The 17,513-nt window shown below is 50.3% G+C and carries 16 protein-coding genes; 14 read left to right on the forward strand and 2 right to left on the reverse strand.

Annotated elements, in window-relative coordinates:
* The first annotated feature begins 59 nt into the window (after positions 1-59).
* The 9 genes from rmuC (at position 60) to hemB (ending at position 8,081) form a co-directional block, all read left to right on the forward strand.
* The gene (gene rmuC / locus BZG80_RS01875) at positions 60-1,595 is read left to right on the forward strand and encodes a DNA recombination protein RmuC (RefSeq protein WP_077678615.1); all 1,536 of its coding nucleotides are present in this window, start codon (positions 60-62) and stop codon (positions 1,593-1,595) included.
* Between the two features lie 75 nt (positions 1,596-1,670).
* Positions 1,671-2,438, forward strand: coding sequence for a bifunctional demethylmenaquinone methyltransferase/2-methoxy-6-polyprenyl-1,4-benzoquinol methylase UbiE (gene ubiE / locus BZG80_RS01880; RefSeq protein ID WP_077461854.1), 768 nt, complete (start codon positions 1,671-1,673; stop codon positions 2,436-2,438).
* A gap of 9 nt (positions 2,439-2,447) precedes the next feature.
* On the forward strand, positions 2,448-3,062 hold the full coding sequence (locus BZG80_RS01885; RefSeq protein WP_077461855.1) for a ubiquinone biosynthesis accessory factor UbiJ: 615 nt from the start codon (positions 2,448-2,450) through the stop codon (positions 3,060-3,062).
* Positions 3,059-4,705: a ubiquinone biosynthesis regulatory protein kinase UbiB gene (gene ubiB / locus BZG80_RS01890; RefSeq protein ID WP_077678616.1), complete on the forward strand. Its 1,647-nt coding sequence runs from the start codon at positions 3,059-3,061 to the stop codon at positions 4,703-4,705. Before BZG80_RS01885 ends, ubiB begins: the two co-directional genes overlap by 4 nt.
* A gap of 53 nt (positions 4,706-4,758) precedes the next feature.
* Positions 4,759-5,004 carry a Sec-independent protein translocase subunit TatA gene (gene tatA / locus BZG80_RS01895; protein ID WP_021022197.1) on the forward strand — a complete coding sequence of 82 codons (246 nt, stop codon included), beginning with the start codon at positions 4,759-4,761 and terminating at the stop codon, positions 5,002-5,004.
* A 3-nt stretch (positions 5,005-5,007) separates the two neighbouring features.
* A complete protein-coding gene (gene tatB, locus BZG80_RS01900; protein WP_077660400.1) occupies positions 5,008-5,388 on the forward strand; it encodes a Sec-independent protein translocase protein TatB in 381 nt (126 codons plus the stop codon).
* A 39-nt stretch (positions 5,389-5,427) separates the two neighbouring features.
* A complete protein-coding gene (tatC, locus tag BZG80_RS01905; RefSeq protein WP_077646439.1) occupies positions 5,428-6,180 on the forward strand; it encodes a twin-arginine translocase subunit TatC in 753 nt (250 codons plus the stop codon).
* Positions 6,177-6,959, forward strand: a complete 783-nt coding sequence (locus BZG80_RS01910) for a TatD family hydrolase (protein WP_077461858.1) — start codon at positions 6,177-6,179, stop codon at positions 6,957-6,959. The genes tatC and BZG80_RS01910 overlap by 4 nt, the downstream gene beginning before the upstream one ends.
* Positions 6,960-7,028: 69 nt before the next feature.
* Positions 7,029-8,081, forward strand: coding sequence for a porphobilinogen synthase (gene hemB / locus BZG80_RS01915; RefSeq protein WP_021022201.1), 1,053 nt, complete (start codon positions 7,029-7,031; stop codon positions 8,079-8,081).
* A gap of 78 nt (positions 8,082-8,159) precedes the next feature.
* On the opposite strand, the gene asnC is transcribed toward hemB, so the two are convergent.
* A complete protein-coding gene (gene asnC, locus BZG80_RS01920; protein WP_021022202.1) occupies positions 8,160-8,621 on the reverse strand; it encodes a transcriptional regulator AsnC in 462 nt (153 codons plus the stop codon).
* Between the two features lie 89 nt (positions 8,622-8,710).
* Between asnC and BZG80_RS01925 the strand changes: the two genes are divergently transcribed.
* The 4 genes from BZG80_RS01925 (at position 8,711) to BZG80_RS01940 (ending at position 13,695) form a co-directional block, all read left to right on the forward strand.
* A complete protein-coding gene (locus BZG80_RS01925; protein WP_241833845.1) occupies positions 8,711-11,899 on the forward strand; it encodes a bifunctional diguanylate cyclase/phosphodiesterase in 3,189 nt (1,062 codons plus the stop codon).
* Between the two features lie 35 nt (positions 11,900-11,934).
* Positions 11,935-12,714: a class I SAM-dependent methyltransferase gene (locus BZG80_RS01930; RefSeq protein WP_077678617.1), complete on the forward strand. Its 780-nt coding sequence runs from the start codon at positions 11,935-11,937 to the stop codon at positions 12,712-12,714.
* A complete protein-coding gene (locus tag BZG80_RS01935; protein ID WP_077678618.1) occupies positions 12,715-13,002 on the forward strand; it encodes a hypothetical protein in 288 nt (95 codons plus the stop codon).
* A 339-nt stretch (positions 13,003-13,341) separates the two neighbouring features.
* Entirely contained in the window at positions 13,342-13,695 is a 354-nt protein-coding gene (locus BZG80_RS01940; RefSeq protein WP_077678619.1) for an Hpt domain-containing protein, read from the forward strand.
* An 81-nt stretch (positions 13,696-13,776) separates the two neighbouring features.
* On the opposite strand, the gene gorA is transcribed toward BZG80_RS01940, so the two are convergent.
* Entirely contained in the window at positions 13,777-15,132 is a 1,356-nt protein-coding gene (gorA, locus tag BZG80_RS01945) for a glutathione-disulfide reductase (protein ID WP_077678620.1), read from the reverse strand.
* 281 nt (positions 15,133-15,413) lie between these two features.
* Here gorA and prlC point away from each other — a divergent pair, with 281 nt between their 5' ends.
* The gene (gene prlC / locus BZG80_RS01950) at positions 15,414-17,456 is read left to right on the forward strand and encodes an oligopeptidase A (RefSeq protein ID WP_077576395.1); all 2,043 of its coding nucleotides are present in this window, start codon (positions 15,414-15,416) and stop codon (positions 17,454-17,456) included.
* Positions 17,457-17,513: the final 57 nt, after the last annotated feature.

The following is a 17,513-nucleotide window of genomic DNA, read 5'->3' on the forward strand; positions in this document are numbered from 1 at the left end:
CTATCCAGTATCCCATTAGCCTTTGCTGATACCAATGACCGCACAATAGAGAACGCTTTATGCTTGATGGCTTGTCATTTTCCGCTTTACCTATTCTCACGTTTTGTTTTGGCGCAGTCAGTGCCCTTGGACTCGGTTATGGCCTACACCGACGTGTTATTGCGCAATACCAGCAATGGTATGAAACGCAATATGCGCAGCAACAAGCCAGTGCTGACATGCAACACCAACAACTGCAGCAGCAGCTTGATCAGCAACAGCACGAGTTAGATAGCTTAGATGTCGAGCGCGATCGTCTGACGCAAGAGTTACGCCAGTATTATGGCAAGTTAACCTCTGCGAGCGAGAAACTCAGGCAACAGGAGCAACTGCGTCAGCATAATCACGACTTAAGCGACAAATTAGACTCCGTACGTGAGGAAAAGTCTGAACTGTTGGCAGAGTTGCGAGAAGTTAAAGCCAGCGCCGAGCAGCAGTTAAACGCGGCGAAGGAAAAACACGCACTGCTAGAAAACGCGGAGGAGCGATTACGCACCCAGTTTGAGCAACTTGCCAATCAAGTATTTGAGCAAAAAGTCCACTCGGTCGATGAGCAAAATAAAATGAGCTTAGAAAGCCTGCTTGGACCGCTTAAATCGCAGTTGGAAGGATTTAAGAAGCAGGTGACCGACAGCTTTGGCGAGCAAGCCAAAGAGCGCCATACCTTGATTCATGAAATCAAAAATCTACAACTATTAAACGCGGACATGACCCGTGAGGCCCATAACCTGACTCAGGCGCTAAAAGGCGATAATAAGCAACAAGGTAATTGGGGCGAAGTGGTCCTCGCGCGCATTTTAGAAGAGTCTGGCTTGCGAGAGGGGCGTGAGTACCAAACCCAAGTCAGCTTTGAAAATGAACAGGGCAAGCGCTATCAGCCCGATGTGGTGGTTAAGTTACCACAAGAAAAAGATGTCGTCGTTGATGCCAAAATGGCCTTGGTCGCGTATGAACGCTATTACAACGCTGAGACACTGGGCGAACAAGATGCCGCGCTTAAAGAGCATGTCCAGGCAATTCGTCAGCATATTCGTGGTTTGGGTCGCAAAGATTATCATCAACTCCATGGAGTACGCTCACTGGATTACGTACTGATGTTTATTCCTGTTGAGCCGGCTTTTCAGGTCGCGGTTGAGGCGGATGCCAGCCTGATTCGAGACGCCATGGACAACAACATCATGCTGGTGAGCCCGACCACCTTGTTAGTGGCTCTCAGAACAATCAATAATTTATGGCGCTATGAATATCAAAATCAAAACGCCAAACAAATCGCCGAGAAGGCTAGCAAGCTTTATGACAAGGTGCGACTTTTTGTTAGCGATATGGAAGGGCTGGGCAGCGCGCTAGGTAAAGCCAGTGACAGTTATCAAGGAGCGATGAACAAACTTAGCCAAGGGCGCGGCAATATCTTGCGCCAAGCGGAGAGTTTTAAAGCTCTAGGTGTCGAGGTTAAACGCGATATAAGTCCGGCGCTGGCCAGTGTGGCCACGGAACCTGGACCGGGAGAGTCGGTCAATGTCATGCAGACGGACCCAGGCACCACCACGCAAGAATGAGAATAAACTGGGTTGCGCGCTTGGAGTCCGGATGGGCGATAAAGTAAACTGGAGCCAATATGTTAGGGGAATACAATGACAGAGAAAAATTCGCACCAGGACCAAGAAACGATTGATTTTGGCTACCAGAAAGTCAAACGCCAAGAAAAAGAAAGCCTCGTGGCTGATGTATTTCATTCGGTCGCCGCTAAATATGATCTGATGAATGATGTGATGTCGATGGGCATTCATCGGGTATGGAAGCGCTTCACCATTGACTGTAGTGGTGTACGCCCCGGACAAAAAGTGTTGGATTTAGCCGGCGGCACCGGTGATCTGACCGCCAAGTTTTCTCGCATCGTCGGTGAGCAAGGTGAGGTGGTACTCGCGGATATCAATAACTCGATGCTGAAAGTGGGTCGCGATAAGTTGCGCGATAAGGGTATTGTTGGCAACGTGAGCTATGTGCAGGCGAATGCCGAGCAGCTACCTTTTCCTGACGATCACTTTGACTGTATTACCATCGCGTTTGGGCTTCGTAATGTCACCGATAAAGATGCGGCGCTGCGCTCGATGTTTCGTGTACTCAAACCGGGAGGGCGCCTTCTGGTCCTAGAGTTTTCTAAACCGGTGGCGAAGCCGTTATCGAAAGTATACGACGCCTATTCGTTCCACATTTTACCTAAGATGGGGCAGCTCATTGTCAATGACCCAGATAGCTATCGTTATCTTGCTGAATCAATTCGTATGCACCCTGATCAAGAAACCTTGAAAGGCATGATGGAACAAGCCGGCTTTGAACAAGCCAGCTATTATAATCTCACCGGTGGCATTGTCGCGCTGCACCGTGGGTATAAATTCTAAGGAGCCGGTATGGCGTTTGACTCACTCGTGTGTGCAGGACTCGAGACCGCCTTAAATGGCGTGATTAATAAAGATGCAGATAGCCAGCGCCGTTTAGCGCGACTAAAAGGGCGCAGTATTGGCGTCACGCTGCAAGAATATAATCGACAGTGGGTCTTTGTTTTTGGCCAGCAGATCGATGTACTGAGCCATTACGAGGGAGAGCTTGATTGTGCACTATCCCTCTCGCTTTCTGCGTTGCCGCAGTTGCAGCAAAAAGCCAATCTTACTGCGTTAATAAAAGCCGATAAGCTGACACTTGATGGTGATATGGACGTGGCCCAGCAGTTTTCTCAATTGTTGAGCGGTATTCAGTTTGATGTCGCCGAATGGTTATCGCCTTATACCGGAGATGTGGTTGCCCATACCCTCGTCAGTCAGGCACAGCAGCGTTGGCAGCAATTACAGCAACTGGCTCAGCGTCAGCAGCGCTATGCTGGGGAAGTGATCACCGAAGAGTGGCGCTTGGCGCCGGGGCCGTTAGAAGTGGCGGCATACAGTGATCAAGTGGATGAATTGCGCAGTGACGCGGCGCGGTTGGAAGCCAAGGTTAAGCAGTTAGTAGAACGGATGGAGTCCGCATGACACTCAGTGAGATTCGTCGCCTGTATTTTATTATTCGTACTTTGTTATTGTACGGTGTTGATGCCCTACTACCCAGGCAACCGCTGACTCGACTCGCCCATCTTGGGCGTAAATCGCTGTTTTGGCTTAAAAACCAACACCCAGACAAGCCTGTGGGTGAGCGCTTGCGTTTAGCGATGCAAAGTTTGGGGCCGGTATGGGTAAAGCTCGGGCAAATGATGTCGACCCGCCGCGATCTTTTTCCTGCTCATATCGCCAATGAACTCGCCCAGTTGCAAGATAAAGTCGCACCCTTTGATGGCCACAAAGCAAAAACGCAAATTGAAGCGTCACTGGGTGGGCCTCTGGAAACTTGGTTCAGTGATTTTGAGCCCAACCCATTAGCCTCCGCATCCATCGCACAAGTCCACACCGCGACATTAAAAGAAAATGGCCGTGAAGTGGTGATTAAGGTGATCCGTCCCGATATCTTGCCGGTTATTCAGGCCGACTTGCGTCTGATGTATCGCGTGGCACGGCTGGTGGCGCGTTTTCTCCCTGATGCACGTCGCTTAAAGCCGGTAGAAGTGATTCGCGAATATGAAAAAACCTTGCTTGATGAACTGGATTTAATGCGCGAAGCGGCGAATACCATTCAATTGCGTCGCAACTTTGAAAACGATCAAGCCTTGTATATGCCCGAAGTGTTTAGTGACTATTGCCGCAAAGACGTGATGGTGTCTGAGCGCATTTACGGTATTCAAGTGTCAGATATCGACGCGCTTGAGGCGAACGGTACAGATATGAAGCTGCTCGCCGAGCGGGGGGTTGAAGTCTTTTTCACCCAGGTCTTCCGCGATAGTTTTTTCCATGCGGACATGCACCCAGGCAACGTATTTGTGTCGTATGAACACCCGCACGACCCGCAGTGGATTGGGCTTGATTGCGGTATTGTTGGTACGTTAAACCGCGATGATAAACGCTATCTAGCGGAAAACTTTATTGCCTTCTTTAACCGTGATTATCGCAAGGTCGCTGAGCTTCATGTCGATTCAGGTTGGGTGCCGCATGACACCAATGTCGACGATTTCGAATTTGCTATTCGTACCGTGTGCGAGCCGATTTTCGAAAAGCCGCTGTGTGAAATTTCGTTCGGTAATGTGTTATTAAACCTCTTCAACACCGCGCGCCGCTTTAATATGGAAGTGCAGCCACAGCTGGTCTTACTGCAAAAAACATTGCTCTATATTGAAGGGCTTGGACGTCAGCTTTATCCGCAACTTGATTTGTGGACCACAGCAAAGCCGTTTTTAGAGTCGTGGATGAAACAGCAAGTCGGACCGCAAGCGGTATGGGCGGCGGTCAAAGAGAAGGCACCGTTTTGGGCCGAAAAGCTGCCAGAAATTCCCGAGCTAATCTACGATGGCCTCCGCCAGGGGCGGCAAGTTAATCAGCGGTTAGACACCTACTATCAAAGCTATTTACAGACCAAACAGCGCCACTCGCGCGCCACATATCTACTGGGTATTGGTGCCACCTTACTACTGACTGCGACTATCTTGTATGCCAACCGGATCGATACACTACCGAGTGTTGCGACAGCGGGGGCGGTCGTTTTCTGGTTGTGTGGCTGGCGACTTTGTAATAAAACCTGTAACAAATAGCAGTTACACTGCTGCGCACATAACATTAACCAAGCGGAATAAAGGGAACCGGTATGGGTGGAATTAGTATTTGGCAGCTGCTGATCATTGCAGTCATCGTGGTGTTATTGTTTGGCACCAAGAAGTTACGCAATATGGGTGGTGATTTGGGCTCTGCGGTAAAAGGGTTCAAAAAAGCGATGCATGATGACGAGGGTAAGCGCGCTGATCAAGATGCTGACTTCGAGCCAACGTCGCTTAATGAGCGTGCTGAACCGTCGAAAAGCGAAAAAACGCAAAAAGATAAAGAGCAGGTATAAGCCGTGTTTGATATTGGTTTCTGGGAGCTGGTACTGATTGCCGTCATTGGCCTTGTGGTGCTTGGCCCAGAGCGGCTGCCCATTGCGATACGTAATGTGTCACGTTGGGTGGGCGCGGCCAAGCGTATGGCAGGTTCGGTCCGTGACGAGCTCGAGCAAGAGCTCAAGATCAAAGAGTTGCAAGATAATTTGCACAAAGCCGAGCAAGCAGGGATGAAAAATCTCTCCCCTGAACTGCAAGAATCGGTGGAGACGCTGCGACAGCGAGCCGCCGATGTGCAGCATCCTTATGCGTCTTCGCCAACATCAACCACTGCAGCGCGTGATACCGAGAGTGCGGACACGGCCACCAGTCCCTCGTCCACCTCGTCGACCGATAAGTGATAACGAGCGACGCCTTATGTCTCTGATGAAAAAACCACTATGTCTTCTGTAAACGATTCTCAACCACTCATCAGTCATCTGATGGAGCTCCGTAACCGCCTGCTTCGCGCCATCGTTGCCATCTTAGTGGTCTTTGTCGGGTTAGTGTATTTTGCCAACGACATCTATAGCTTGGTCGCTCAGCCATTGATTGACAAGCTGCCTGAAGGGGCGAGCATGATTGCCACCGATGTGGCGTCGCCTTTTTTCACCCCCATCAAACTGACGCTGGTTATCTCGGTGTTTGTTGCCATCCCAGTGGTGCTTTACCAAATTTGGGCCTTTGTTGCCCCTGGCCTGTATAAGCATGAGCAGCGCTTGGTGATGCCGCTTTTGGTATCGAGCTCGTTGTTGTTTTATGCGGGCGTGGCGTTTGCCTACTGGGTGGTATTGCCCTTGGTGTTTGGCTTTTTTACCTCGATTGCGCCAGAAGGGGTACAGGTGGCAACGGATATTGCCAGTTATCTCGATTTCATTTTGGCTTTATTTCTAGCATTTGGTATTGCCTTTGAAATCCCTATTGCGATTATACTGCTGGTCTGGACGGGCGCGACAACCGCGAAAAGCTTGACCAGCAAGCGTCCGTATGTCGTGGTGGCGGCCTTTGTCGTTGGCATGATGTTGACCCCGCCCGATATGATTTCGCAAACCTTGCTCGCCATTCCTATGTGTTTGCTGTTCGAGCTGGGTGTGTTGCTGTCACGTTTTTATGTCCCGCGCGACGCATCGGCATCTGAAGAGGCCAATGAATGATTGATATTGGTGTCAATCTCACCAGCTCACGATTTGATAAAGACAGAGACGAGGTTGTTGCTCATGCGCAGCAAGCCGGCGTCTCTGGGATGATTTTTACCGGCACCAACGTTGAAGAAAGCCAAGCGGCGGCGGATTTAGCGGCGCGGTACCCTGGCTACGCTTATGCCACTGCCGGGGTGCATCCGCACGATGCTAAATCTGTCGATCCAGCCAATTTAACCATGATTCGGCAACTGGCGCAGCGCGCCGAGGTGGTGGCGATAGGGGAATGTGGCCTCGACTTTAATCGTGACTTTTCGCCGCGCCCGCAACAAGAAGCGGTCTTTGAGGCGCAACTCGCATTAGCCGCTGAGCAGTCAATGCCGGTATTTATGCATTGTCGCGATGCTCATGACCGTTGGCTGGCGATATTGCGTCCTTGGTTAGACAAGTTGCCGGCGGCGGTACTGCACTGTTTTACCGGTGAGGATCAGGCACTGCGAGATTGCTTGGATGCCGGGTTATACATAGGTGTCACCGGTTGGCTCTGCGACGAACGGCGCGGACAGCAGCTTCAGCAACAGGTAAGCTGGCTGCCCGATGATCGCTTGATGATTGAAACGGATGCCCCGTATTTGCAGCCGCGCGATCTGCGCCCGCGGCCCAAACGTAGCCGTAATGAGCCCAAGTATTTACCGCATATTGCACAGGCGGTGGCGCAACTTCGCCAACAGCCTGTTGAACAGATTATTGATTGTACAATAAAAAATACCCAGCGCTGTTTCTCGATACAGTGAGGGGTGCATAACGATAGCGAGGCAGTACGCTGCCCCAAAGCCCAGGTCTGCAACATTAAGGAGGATACCGTGGCCGTATCCATTCAAAGCGCCTTTCCTGCACGACGCCTGCGTCGTACACGCAAAACTGATTTTAGCCGCCGTTTGGTGGCAGAACATACACTCTCTGCCAATGATTTAATTTATCCGGTCTTCGTCCTGATGGGCAAAAACCGTCGCGAGCCAGTGGCTTCAATGCCAGGTATTGAACGACTGTCTATCGACTTGCTGTTACATGAAGCGGACTACCTTGCCAAATTGGGAGTGCCCGCGATCGCCCTGTTTCCGGTGATCCCCAAAGATGCTAAAACGCTCTGTGCATCGGAAGCCTTTAATCCGGAAGGGTTAGTGCCTCGTGCTGTGCGCCTGCTCAAAGAGCATGTGCCACAAATGGGCGTGATTACTGATGTGGCGCTTGACCCTTATACCATTCATGGTCAAGACGGTATTATCGACGACGACGGCTATGTGATGAATGAGCCAACCACTGAGGTACTGATCAAGCAAGCCCTGTCTCATGCCGAAGCTGGTGTCGATATTGTCGCCCCGTCGGATATGATGGACGGGCGAATTGGACGTATTCGCGAAGCGTTGGAAGCAAACGGCTATATTAATACCCAAATCATGGCATATTCAGCCAAGTATGCTTCCAACTACTACGGGCCTTTCCGTGACGCACTTGGTTCAGCAGCTAACCTTAAAGGCGGTAACAAAGCCAACTACCAAATGGATCCGGCCAATAGTGACGAAGCCCTCCATGAGGTTGCAATGGACATTGCTGAAGGCGCCGATACCGTGATGGTGAAGCCTGGAATGCCGTATTTGGACGTGGTGCGCCGAGTGAAAAGTGAGCTCAATGTGCCAACGTTTGCCTACCAAGTGTCTGGTGAGTATGCCATGCATAAAGTAGCGTTTGATAACGGTTGGCTGAAAGAGCGGGAAACGGTAATGGAATCACTTCTGTGCTTTAAGCGAGCGGGTGCGGATGGCATTTTAACCTACTTTGCCAAGCAAGTTGCCGAGTGGTTAGCCGAAGACGCGGGCGCGCCATTACCACCGCGGCCGGAAGATACCGTCGGCTAAATGACCACACAGTGTCTCTACGCCCTTGCCATTGGCAGGGGCGTTTTTTTAGTAAGGGCATGAATTACCCCACAAAACTCAAGGGATAACATTGCGGTTGATCGGGTTCTGTAGTGAGATCAGTGTCTCTGTCGATTGGACCTCATCGATGGCCTGCAGTTTATCAATCAATACAAACTGTAACTCCTCGATAGAGCGACACATCAGCTTCACGAAGATGTTATAGGCCCCTGTCGTATAGTAAGCTTCGACTACCTCATCGAGTTGGTTCAGCTTTTCTAGCGCGGAGTGGTAATCGCGCGCCGCTTTCAGATTGATACCAATAAAGCAGCATACGTCATAGCCTAGCTTTTTAGTATTTACCAATATCTCGGTGCCTTCGATAATGCCAGCGGCTTTCATCTTTTCGACACGAACGTGCACGGTGGCAGGGCTGACATTAAATCGCTTTGCCATTTCTGCGTAAGGAACGCGTGCATCATCCAGTAAGGTAGAAAGAATTCGACGATCAAGGTCATCCAGTTTCGGCAATTCGTTCATTGTTTTCGTCTTTTTGTTATAGCGAGGTCTTGTTTTTCGTTAACACGATTGCTTGACCGTTCGGTTAACACCTAATGTAGGGTATCGCGTTGTTTAGTGCGATACCAATCAACCAACAGGAAGTAGATGTGGGGATCAAATACCTTTTAGGCGGTTTACTGTTCTGGGTAGCATTGAGTGTCGGCGCCGCACAAAAAAACGTGCTGGTGGTGCATTCCTATCATCCCAACTTCTTTTGGAACCAAGCTCTGGTCGAAGGACTCGATACTGCCACCGCGGGAGAAGACATTGCGTTTCAACATACTTATCTAGAAATTAAACGTTATCAGTCAGAGGCGTATCGAGAGCAACTCAAAAAACTCTATATCCAAAAGCTCGGGAACCATCAATTCGATGCGATCTTAACCACGGATAATGCCGCACTTTGGTTAATCCATCAGTTGCATGAATATGTTGGTGAAACGCCAGTTGTTTACGCGGGCCTGAATAACTTTGGTCGCCAGCATTATCCGTTGCTCCCTAAGCTAACCGGCGTCAAAGAGGAAGTGGATCTACCGCGCAACTTGGCGTTAATGAAGCGGTTGCACCCTGGTTTAGAGCGCGTTTATGTGTTGCTCGATAATACCTTCTCGAGTCGTCAATACTGGAATGTCGTGCAAGCGCAACTGGCCAGAAACGGTGATTCTGGCATCGACGTCGTGCGCCTTTCTAGTCTCACCTTTTCGGGACTACGCGATAGAATTCAAGCCATGCATGACGGTGAGGCGGTGTTTTATCTTTCCTATTTTAGGGATAGCAACGGACAATTTCTCGATAAACTCAGTGGTATCCGAACGCTCACTCACAATACGCCCGTGCCCATCTATGGTGCCATGAGTTTTATGCTCGGTCAGGGTGTGGTCGGCGGCGTGGTGATAGATGGTAAAAATCAAGGCTACCATCAAGGGAAGCTCCTTCTTAAGACCTTGAGTGGTCAGCTACCCGCCGAACGTGATGGGACCAATATCACCATGTTTGATTACCCGGCACTCAAGCGCTGGCAGTTAGATATTAGCGCGTTTGATGATGTGACGATCACCAATCAACCCGAACCAATATGGCAAACTCATCCGGTGGCTGTGCAAGCGGTCGCCTTGGCTGTTTTGGTACTGGGCAGCGTGATTGTTATGCTAGCCGCGAATATTCGTCAGCTTCGACGCAGTGAGGCATCGTTGATGCGTCACCGGGCGATGCTCAAAGGGGTGTTTGATCAAAGTAATCAACTGATCGCGTTGTTGGATCAAAATGGCATCGTCGTTTCAGGCAACACCAGCTTTTATCAGCTGATCACCGACAGACAGGCGTATGGAGAGCGTCCTTTATGGCTGTGGCCAATTTGGCGTAATCCGGCAAGTTTGGAGCAACACCTAAAACAGATTGGAACCACTCAGCCTCAGCGGTTTGAATTATGTTTAAGCGAAGCCCACCGTGAAGTGATCTTGGACGTGGCAGTGAAAAGCTTTCCCGGTGAACGAGGCCAGCCACGCGTATTACTTGAAGCGCGAGATGTCACCCAACGCAAACAAACTGAAGAAAAGCTCCAGCGCAGCGAAATTGAATATCGTATGCTCTATGAGCAACAACCCGTTATTTTGTTAACGGTGGACTACCAGGCGCGCATCCAGTCACTGAACCAATACGCCGCAGATTTATTCGGCCATGAAAAATCGTGCTTGCTGGGCCATAAAATCACTGAGTTGTATGTGAGCGACCAGGCGCCACCCCATCGAATGATTAAACGGGATCAGCATAACCAAGAGCAAGTCTGGCGCCGTGAGATTCCGTATCGAGCCGGCAATGGACACACCTTATGGGTTCGAGAAACCATCCGCGCTATGCATAATCAAACCCAGCTAATGGTCGTGGGTGAAGATATTACCGCGCACCGAGAAATGGAAAACCAGCTGACCTATCAAGCGCATCATGACTATTTGACCGGTCTTTACAACCGTAGCTACTTTGAACAAAAACTGGCCGCGGCATTATTACAAGCTCGAGAAGATGGTGAGTGCCATGCGATGTTCTACATCGATATGGACCAGTTTAAATTAATTAATGATACCGCGGGCCATGAAGCGGGGGATGAGGCGTTAAAACAAGTGGCTCAGATTATCCGTCAGCACTTGCCGGAAGGGGCGGTACTCTCACGCTTAGGTGGTGATGAGTTTGGCGTTATCGCGTATCATCACGCCGCGGAGCAGTCAGTGAACTGGGGAAGATCTTTGCTGGCGGTGCTTGCTGACAGTGAGTTCTTCTGGCATGGCAGCCGGATGCGCTTAGCGTGCTCGTTGGGGATTCGTCTGCTTGACCGTACCGCGGGTTCGCCTCAACAAGTTCATGCGCAAGCAGACACGGCTTGTTATGCCGCTAAGGATGAAGGCCGTAATCGACTCCACATTTACCATCCCGATGATGAAGAGCTGCAGCGCCGGGAGCAAGAAATGGCTTATGTCAGCCATATTCATGAGGCGATTGCGCATGACCGCTTTGACATCTATGCGCAACAAATTGTTGATATCCAGTCAGACGCGCAAGATACGCTCTACATTGAGGCCTTGGTCAGAATGCGCGACACCAAAGGCGGCTGGTTACTCCCCAGTATGTTTATCCCTGCCGCCGAACGCTACAGCATGGCGCATCAACTGGATACTGTGGTGGTGACCAAAACGCTCGCCTGGTTTGATGCGAATCCCGAGCAAATCGCGAAGCTGGGCAAGGTATCGATCAATTTATCGGGTCGGTCTATTACCCAAAGCGCGTTCGTGGCCTTTCTCCTTGATGCGATTAAACAGACCAAGGTCCCCAGTGAGTGTCTCTGCCTGGAGATCACGGAAACCGCGGCGATCAGTAATATGAGCAGTGCGATCGATCTGTTTTCTCAGCTTAAATCATTGGGATGTACCATAGCCTTAGACGATTTGGGTGCCGGCATTTCTTCGTTTGGTTATCTGAAACGTTTACCGGTCGATATTATAAAAATTGATGGACAGTTTATCCGCGATATCGCGACCGATGAAACAGACTATGCCATGGTGAAAGCCATTAACGATTTAGCCAAGCAAATGGGAAAACAAACCGTTGCTGAGTTTGTTGAAAACGCGGATATTTTGGACAGAGTCAAAGCGCTTGGCGTCGACTATGCCCAAGGTTATCACTTTAGTGTGCCGGCGCCGTTGAGCGATCAGGTAAAAAATTGGCGTCCCAGTCGTGAGACAGTAAAGGAAAAAAACCATCTCTGATATAATCGGAACAGCCCCAGTCGTGGAGATCCGATGTGCAACTCACTTTGATTTGTGACGCCCTTGAAAAAGCCGAAGAATTTGAACGACTAAAATCGAAGTGGTCACTCACTCACGATCCTGATTCATTGTTTGCCCTGGTGATGACACAGGCGCATCTTGAACTACGCAAGCGCGATGAGCCCAAATTAGGGGCGGTGTTTGTTGACTTTGTGAGCGGTGCGGTCGCCCATCGCCGTAAATTCGGTGGTGGCAAAGGACAAGCGATAGCGAAAGCGGTTGGGCTCAATAAGGGGATCACCCCGCGCGTACTCGATGCCACCGCTGGACTGGGGCGCGATGCGTTCGTATTGGCGTCTTTAGGCTGCTCCGTGCAAATGATAGAAAGGCATCCGGTTGTTGCCGCCTTGCTTGATGATGGCTTACAGCGAGCCTATCAGGACCCCGATATTGGTGCATGGATGCAATCACGGATGACGTTATTGCATGCCAATAGTGAGCAAGCACTGACTGACATGGCAAACATGCCAGGTTTGGTGCGACCTGATGTGATTTACCTTGATCCCATGTATCCCCACAAGAAAAAAGCCGCCTTGGTGAAAAAAGAGATGCGCGTTTTTCAATCTTTAGTGGGGGCAGATAGCGATGCAGATGCCTTATTGCTGCCCGCACTTCAACTGGCCCGCAGTCGCGTGGTGGTTAAGCGGCCGGATTATGCGACGCCGTTAGCGGATAGACCACCGCATTCGACCATCACCACCAAGAAAAACCGTTTTGATATGTACATTAACGCAGCGTTAGGCGCGGAGGCGTAAGTGGCCAAAGCTTTATGTAAATGGCGCCGAGGCGAGGTTGAAGCTAACCTATCCTCCTTGGCAATCATTACCACACCGCCACGCGTGGCTTGTAGTAAATGTGCGCGGGTCGCGAGTGAAAAAGGCTACGTCTGTCGTCCTATTTCGCTAGTGAGTGGTGAAGAAAAGAAAGCGAAGAAAGCGTCTGATCACGCCGCTAAAAAAGCCAAACAAAAAGCAGCCAAGAAAGACAAAAAGGGTAAAGCGGATAAAAAGGCCAGAAAGAAGGCTAAGTCGGATAAACCCTAAATCAATATAAACAGCAGACAAGCAAAAACTCCATGGCGTACCATGGAGTCTTTCAGACTTAATCGAGACCTTTTACCATCAATACGGTTAATAGTCCGGTGATGACTGAAACAATCAGACCGGAAACGATTAGCCAAGGCAACATATCCATCATGATTTGCACTCACTTCTGTTGTTATGATTTGGGGGAAAAGCGAGCATGATTGGACCTGAGTTTAACCACTATCTCAACAGGGTAAACGCAGCTGGTTAACCTTAGTAACAGCTAGAAACAAGATGACTACAAAGTATTCAAAAAGCCCATGTGGCGCATAGGTCTATCAGTACAAAGGATCCAACATGAGTGTCAATCAAGGAAAGGCCGACCTATCGGTTTGGGATAAAGAAGAAGCGTTAAGTCGGTTAATGGACAGTCCGGCGCTTCTTGACGAAGCCTGCCGTATTTTTGTTGAAGAAAGCAAGCAACAGCTTCCGATGATGGAAAGGCAGTTAGCGGAGGCTAATTACGCCGATTTGGTCCGTGAAGCGCATAAAATGAAAGGCAGTGCCAGTAATTTGGCCGCACTAGAGCTGTATCAGAACGCGTTGACACTAGAGCAAGCGGCCAAGCAAGGAGAAGCCGGTCAAGCCACGGCGGCACTGGCGAGTCTTAAAGAAGGCTTGGCTCGCTTCTGTGCGCAGTTGACAGGCTAATTGCTGTAACAAACAATGAATCCCCATAAAAAAACGCCGTGTATCGACACGGCGTTTTGATATGAACCTATCTCGCGCGGCTTAGCGCATGGTAACAAATTCTTCTGACCCGGTTGGGTGAATCGCAACCACGCTATCAAAGTCTGCCTTAGTGGCGCCCATTTTCATCGCCACCGCAAAGCCTTGAATCATCTCGTCGACCGTAAAGCCGATCCCGTGCAGGCCCACCACTTTTTCTTCATCGCCAGCACACACCAGCTTCATTTTGCAGGGTTGACGGTGCTGAGTAACAGCGGTGTACATGGCCGCAAAGCTGGACGTGTAGACTTTTATATTGTCATCGCCATACTTGGCGCGTGCTTCTGGCTCACTCAAGCCAATGGTGCCGATTGGCGGGTGACTAAATACCACGGTTGGCACCAACTCATAGTCCATTTTGGCATGTGTCTGGCCGTTAAATAGGCGCTCTGATAATAAACGTCCCGCCTTCACCGCAACAGGGGTGAGCTCAATGCCGCCATCCATGATATCGCCGACACAGTGAATATGTGGCACGCTGGTGGTTTGGTATGGGTCGACTTTAATGTAGCCATCTGCCGTGGTTTGAACATCCGTCGCACCCAGGTTGATTTTATCTGTGGTGGGATGACGGCCAATTGCCCAAATCAAGGTGTCTGTATTGTGGGTGGTGCCGTTTTCAAATGATAGCGTCAGGCTGCCATCGTTCTCTTTGGTAACGGAAACCGGAACATGCTGGGTATGAAGGGTTGGCCCCTCTTTTTCCATTACCTCGACCAAGGTATCTGTCACCATAGGATCGAATGTCCGTAGTGGACGGTCTTTACGCACAAACAAGTGGGTGTCAGAGCCGAGCGCATGTAACACGCCTGCAATTTCCACCGCGATATAGCCGGCACCGACAACAGCCACCCGCTTAGGCTGCTCGGGGAGAGCAAAGAAGCCATCAGAATCGATGCCAAGTTCTGCGCCCGGAATTGTTGGAACAGTGGGCGTGCCACCGACCGCAATTAAGAAGTTATCGGCGGTGTAATGCTCACCATCAACCTCAACCGTGTTGTTGTCGACAAAGCGCGCAAACCCACGGATGACATCGATGTTGTTTTTATCTAAAACATTGTCGTAGGCCTTATGGATGCGGCTGATATAGGCTTCACGGTTATTAACCAGTGTTGACCAGTTAAAGCCTTTCACATCCACATCAAAACCGTAGTCTGACGCGTAGAGGTTAAGCGCTTCTGCGACTTGGGCGCCATGCCACATCACTTTCTTTGGCACACAGCCTACGTTGACGCAGGTGCCGCCTAGGTGTTTTGCTTCAATAAGGGCGACTTTAGCACCGTGCATCGCGGCACGGTTGGCAGAGGCAATACCGCCACTACCGCCACCGATACAGATATAGTCGAAATGCTTCGCCATGTCTTTCTCCATCTTATAGGCACAGGGTGCCACTGGCTTTTATGTCGAGGTCAGCTTGTCCTGTTTGGTGGCGCTTGTAAAGCCACCCACTCTGACCTTCTGAGTATTAGCATACCAAACCGGCAGTGAGGCAGCAGTCTCAGAATTATTTTGTAACGCTCGCAATACAACTTGCTTGAGTCCAAAGGATTGAAAAGTCCGCCTCGAGACGGCATATACAAGTTGTCATTCATATTCCAGGCCTCATAGAGTGAGCGTCTGGTAGCAAAAAGGAAGGCATTATGTCCAACCCGCTACTTCAATTTGAGGATTTACCTCCGTTTTCGGCGATTAAGCCTGAGCATGTTAAGCCGGCAGTGGAAGCCGCTATTGCTGACTGTCGCCAAGCTGTCGATGCCGCTGCAGGCACTGACCAAGCTAACTGGGCCACTGTTTGCGTACCGGTGACTGAGGCCGAAGATCGGCTAGGCCGGATCTGGTCACCGGTCAGCCATATGAATGCGGTGGTCAATAGCCAGCCATTGCGTGAAGCCTATGAAAGCTGCTTATCGTTATTATCTGAGTATTCAACATGGCGCGGGCAGCACAAAGGTTTGTATCAAGCATACAAAGCGATAAAAGAGAGCGCCGAATTCGAGACCCTAGAGATTGCTCAGCAAAAAGCCATCACCGATGCGCTGCAAGATTTTGAACTCTCGGGCATTGCCTTGCCGGTGGATCAGCAGCACCGATTTGGTGACATTCAAAAGCGTTTGTCTGAGCTTTCCTCTTCATTTAGCAATAATATACTTGATGCCACCATGGGGTGGACCAAGTTGATTTCTGACGAGAGTGAACTCGCAGGCTTGCCTGAGTCCGCGCGCCAGGCGGCGAAAGCGCAAGCAGAGGCAAAATCGCAGCAAGGCTATTTATTTACCCTGGATGTCCCCTCGTACCTGCCTGTGATGATGTATTGCGATAATCGTGCACTGCGTCAACAAATGTATGAAGCCTTTACCACGCGTGCTTCTGACCGCGGCCCGCAAGCGGGGCAGTGGGATAATTCCGAGCTGATGAATGAGTCGTTGCGCTTAAAATACGAACTGGCACGTTTGTTGGGCTTTAATAGCTACAGCGAACTGTCGTTGGCGACCAAGATGGCAGAAACACCAGACCAAGTGATGGGCTTTTTGAATGATTTGGTCGACAAAGCCCGCCCTCAAGGTGAACGCGAGTTTGCCGAAGTGAAGGCGTATGCCAAGCAAGAATTTGGCGTCGATACCCTTGAGCCTTGGGATATTCCGTATTACAGCGAGAAACTCAAGCAAGCGCGTTATACCATCTCCGATGAGGCACTCCGCCCTTACTTCCCTGAAGCGCGAGTGCTCAATGGTTTGTTCGAAGTGATGAAACGTGTGTTCGGTATGACGATTACCGAGCGTAAAGGAATCGACACGTGGCATGAAAGTGTGCGCTTTTATGACATTCATGACAGCCAAGGGACGCTGCGTGGCAGCTTCTATTTGGACTTATACGCGCGGGAGCATAAACGTGGTGGCGCGTGGATGGATGAATGCCGGGTGCGTCGTCGCAAAGCGAACGGTGAACTGCAAACACCGGTGGCGTACTTAACCTGTAACTTTAATCCGCCAGTGGGTGACGATCCGGCGTTGTTTACCCATGATGAAGTGGTCACCCTGTTCCACGAATTTGGTCATGGCATTCATCATATGCTGACGCAAGTCGACGTGGCTGATGTCTCCGGCATTAATGGTGTGCCTTGGGATGCGGTAGAGTTGCCGAGTCAGTTTTTGGAAAACTGGTGCTGGGAGCAAGAGGCGCTGAGCTTTATTTCGGGGCATTACCAAACCGGAGAAGCGCTTCCTGAAGACATGCTGGAAAAAATGCTCGCGGCGAAAAACTTTAACTCAGCCATGGGAATGTTGCGTCAGCTCGAGTTTAGTTTGTTTGATTTCCGTCTATTCAGCGAGTTTGATCCGGATGTGGGCCCGCGGATCATGGAAACGCTAAATGCGGTGCGTGAGCAAGTCTCAGTGGTGCCGACGCCTGAATGGAACCGCTTTCCGCATGCTTTTGGGCATATCTTTGCGGGCGGATACAGTGCAGGTTATTACAGCTATAAATGGGCTGAAGTACTCTCGAGTGATGCCTATTCGCGTTTTGAAGAGGATGGGATCTTTAACCGTGACACCGGTGAAGACTTCTTAAACCATATTCTTAGCCGCGGGGGCAGTGAAGCACCGAAAGACTTGTTTGTTCGCTTTAGAGGTCGCGAGCCAAGCCCTGAGGCGTTATTGCGCCATAGTGGGATTGCAGCGGCTTAATTTAATTGCCCGCTGAGCTGATTGACAGCGCCAAGGATAAAAAGGCCCATACCATCA

The organism is Salinivibrio sp. MA440 (assembly GCF_001996265.1).
In the GTDB taxonomy this organism is placed as follows: domain Bacteria; phylum Pseudomonadota; class Gammaproteobacteria; order Enterobacterales; family Vibrionaceae; genus Salinivibrio; species Salinivibrio costicola.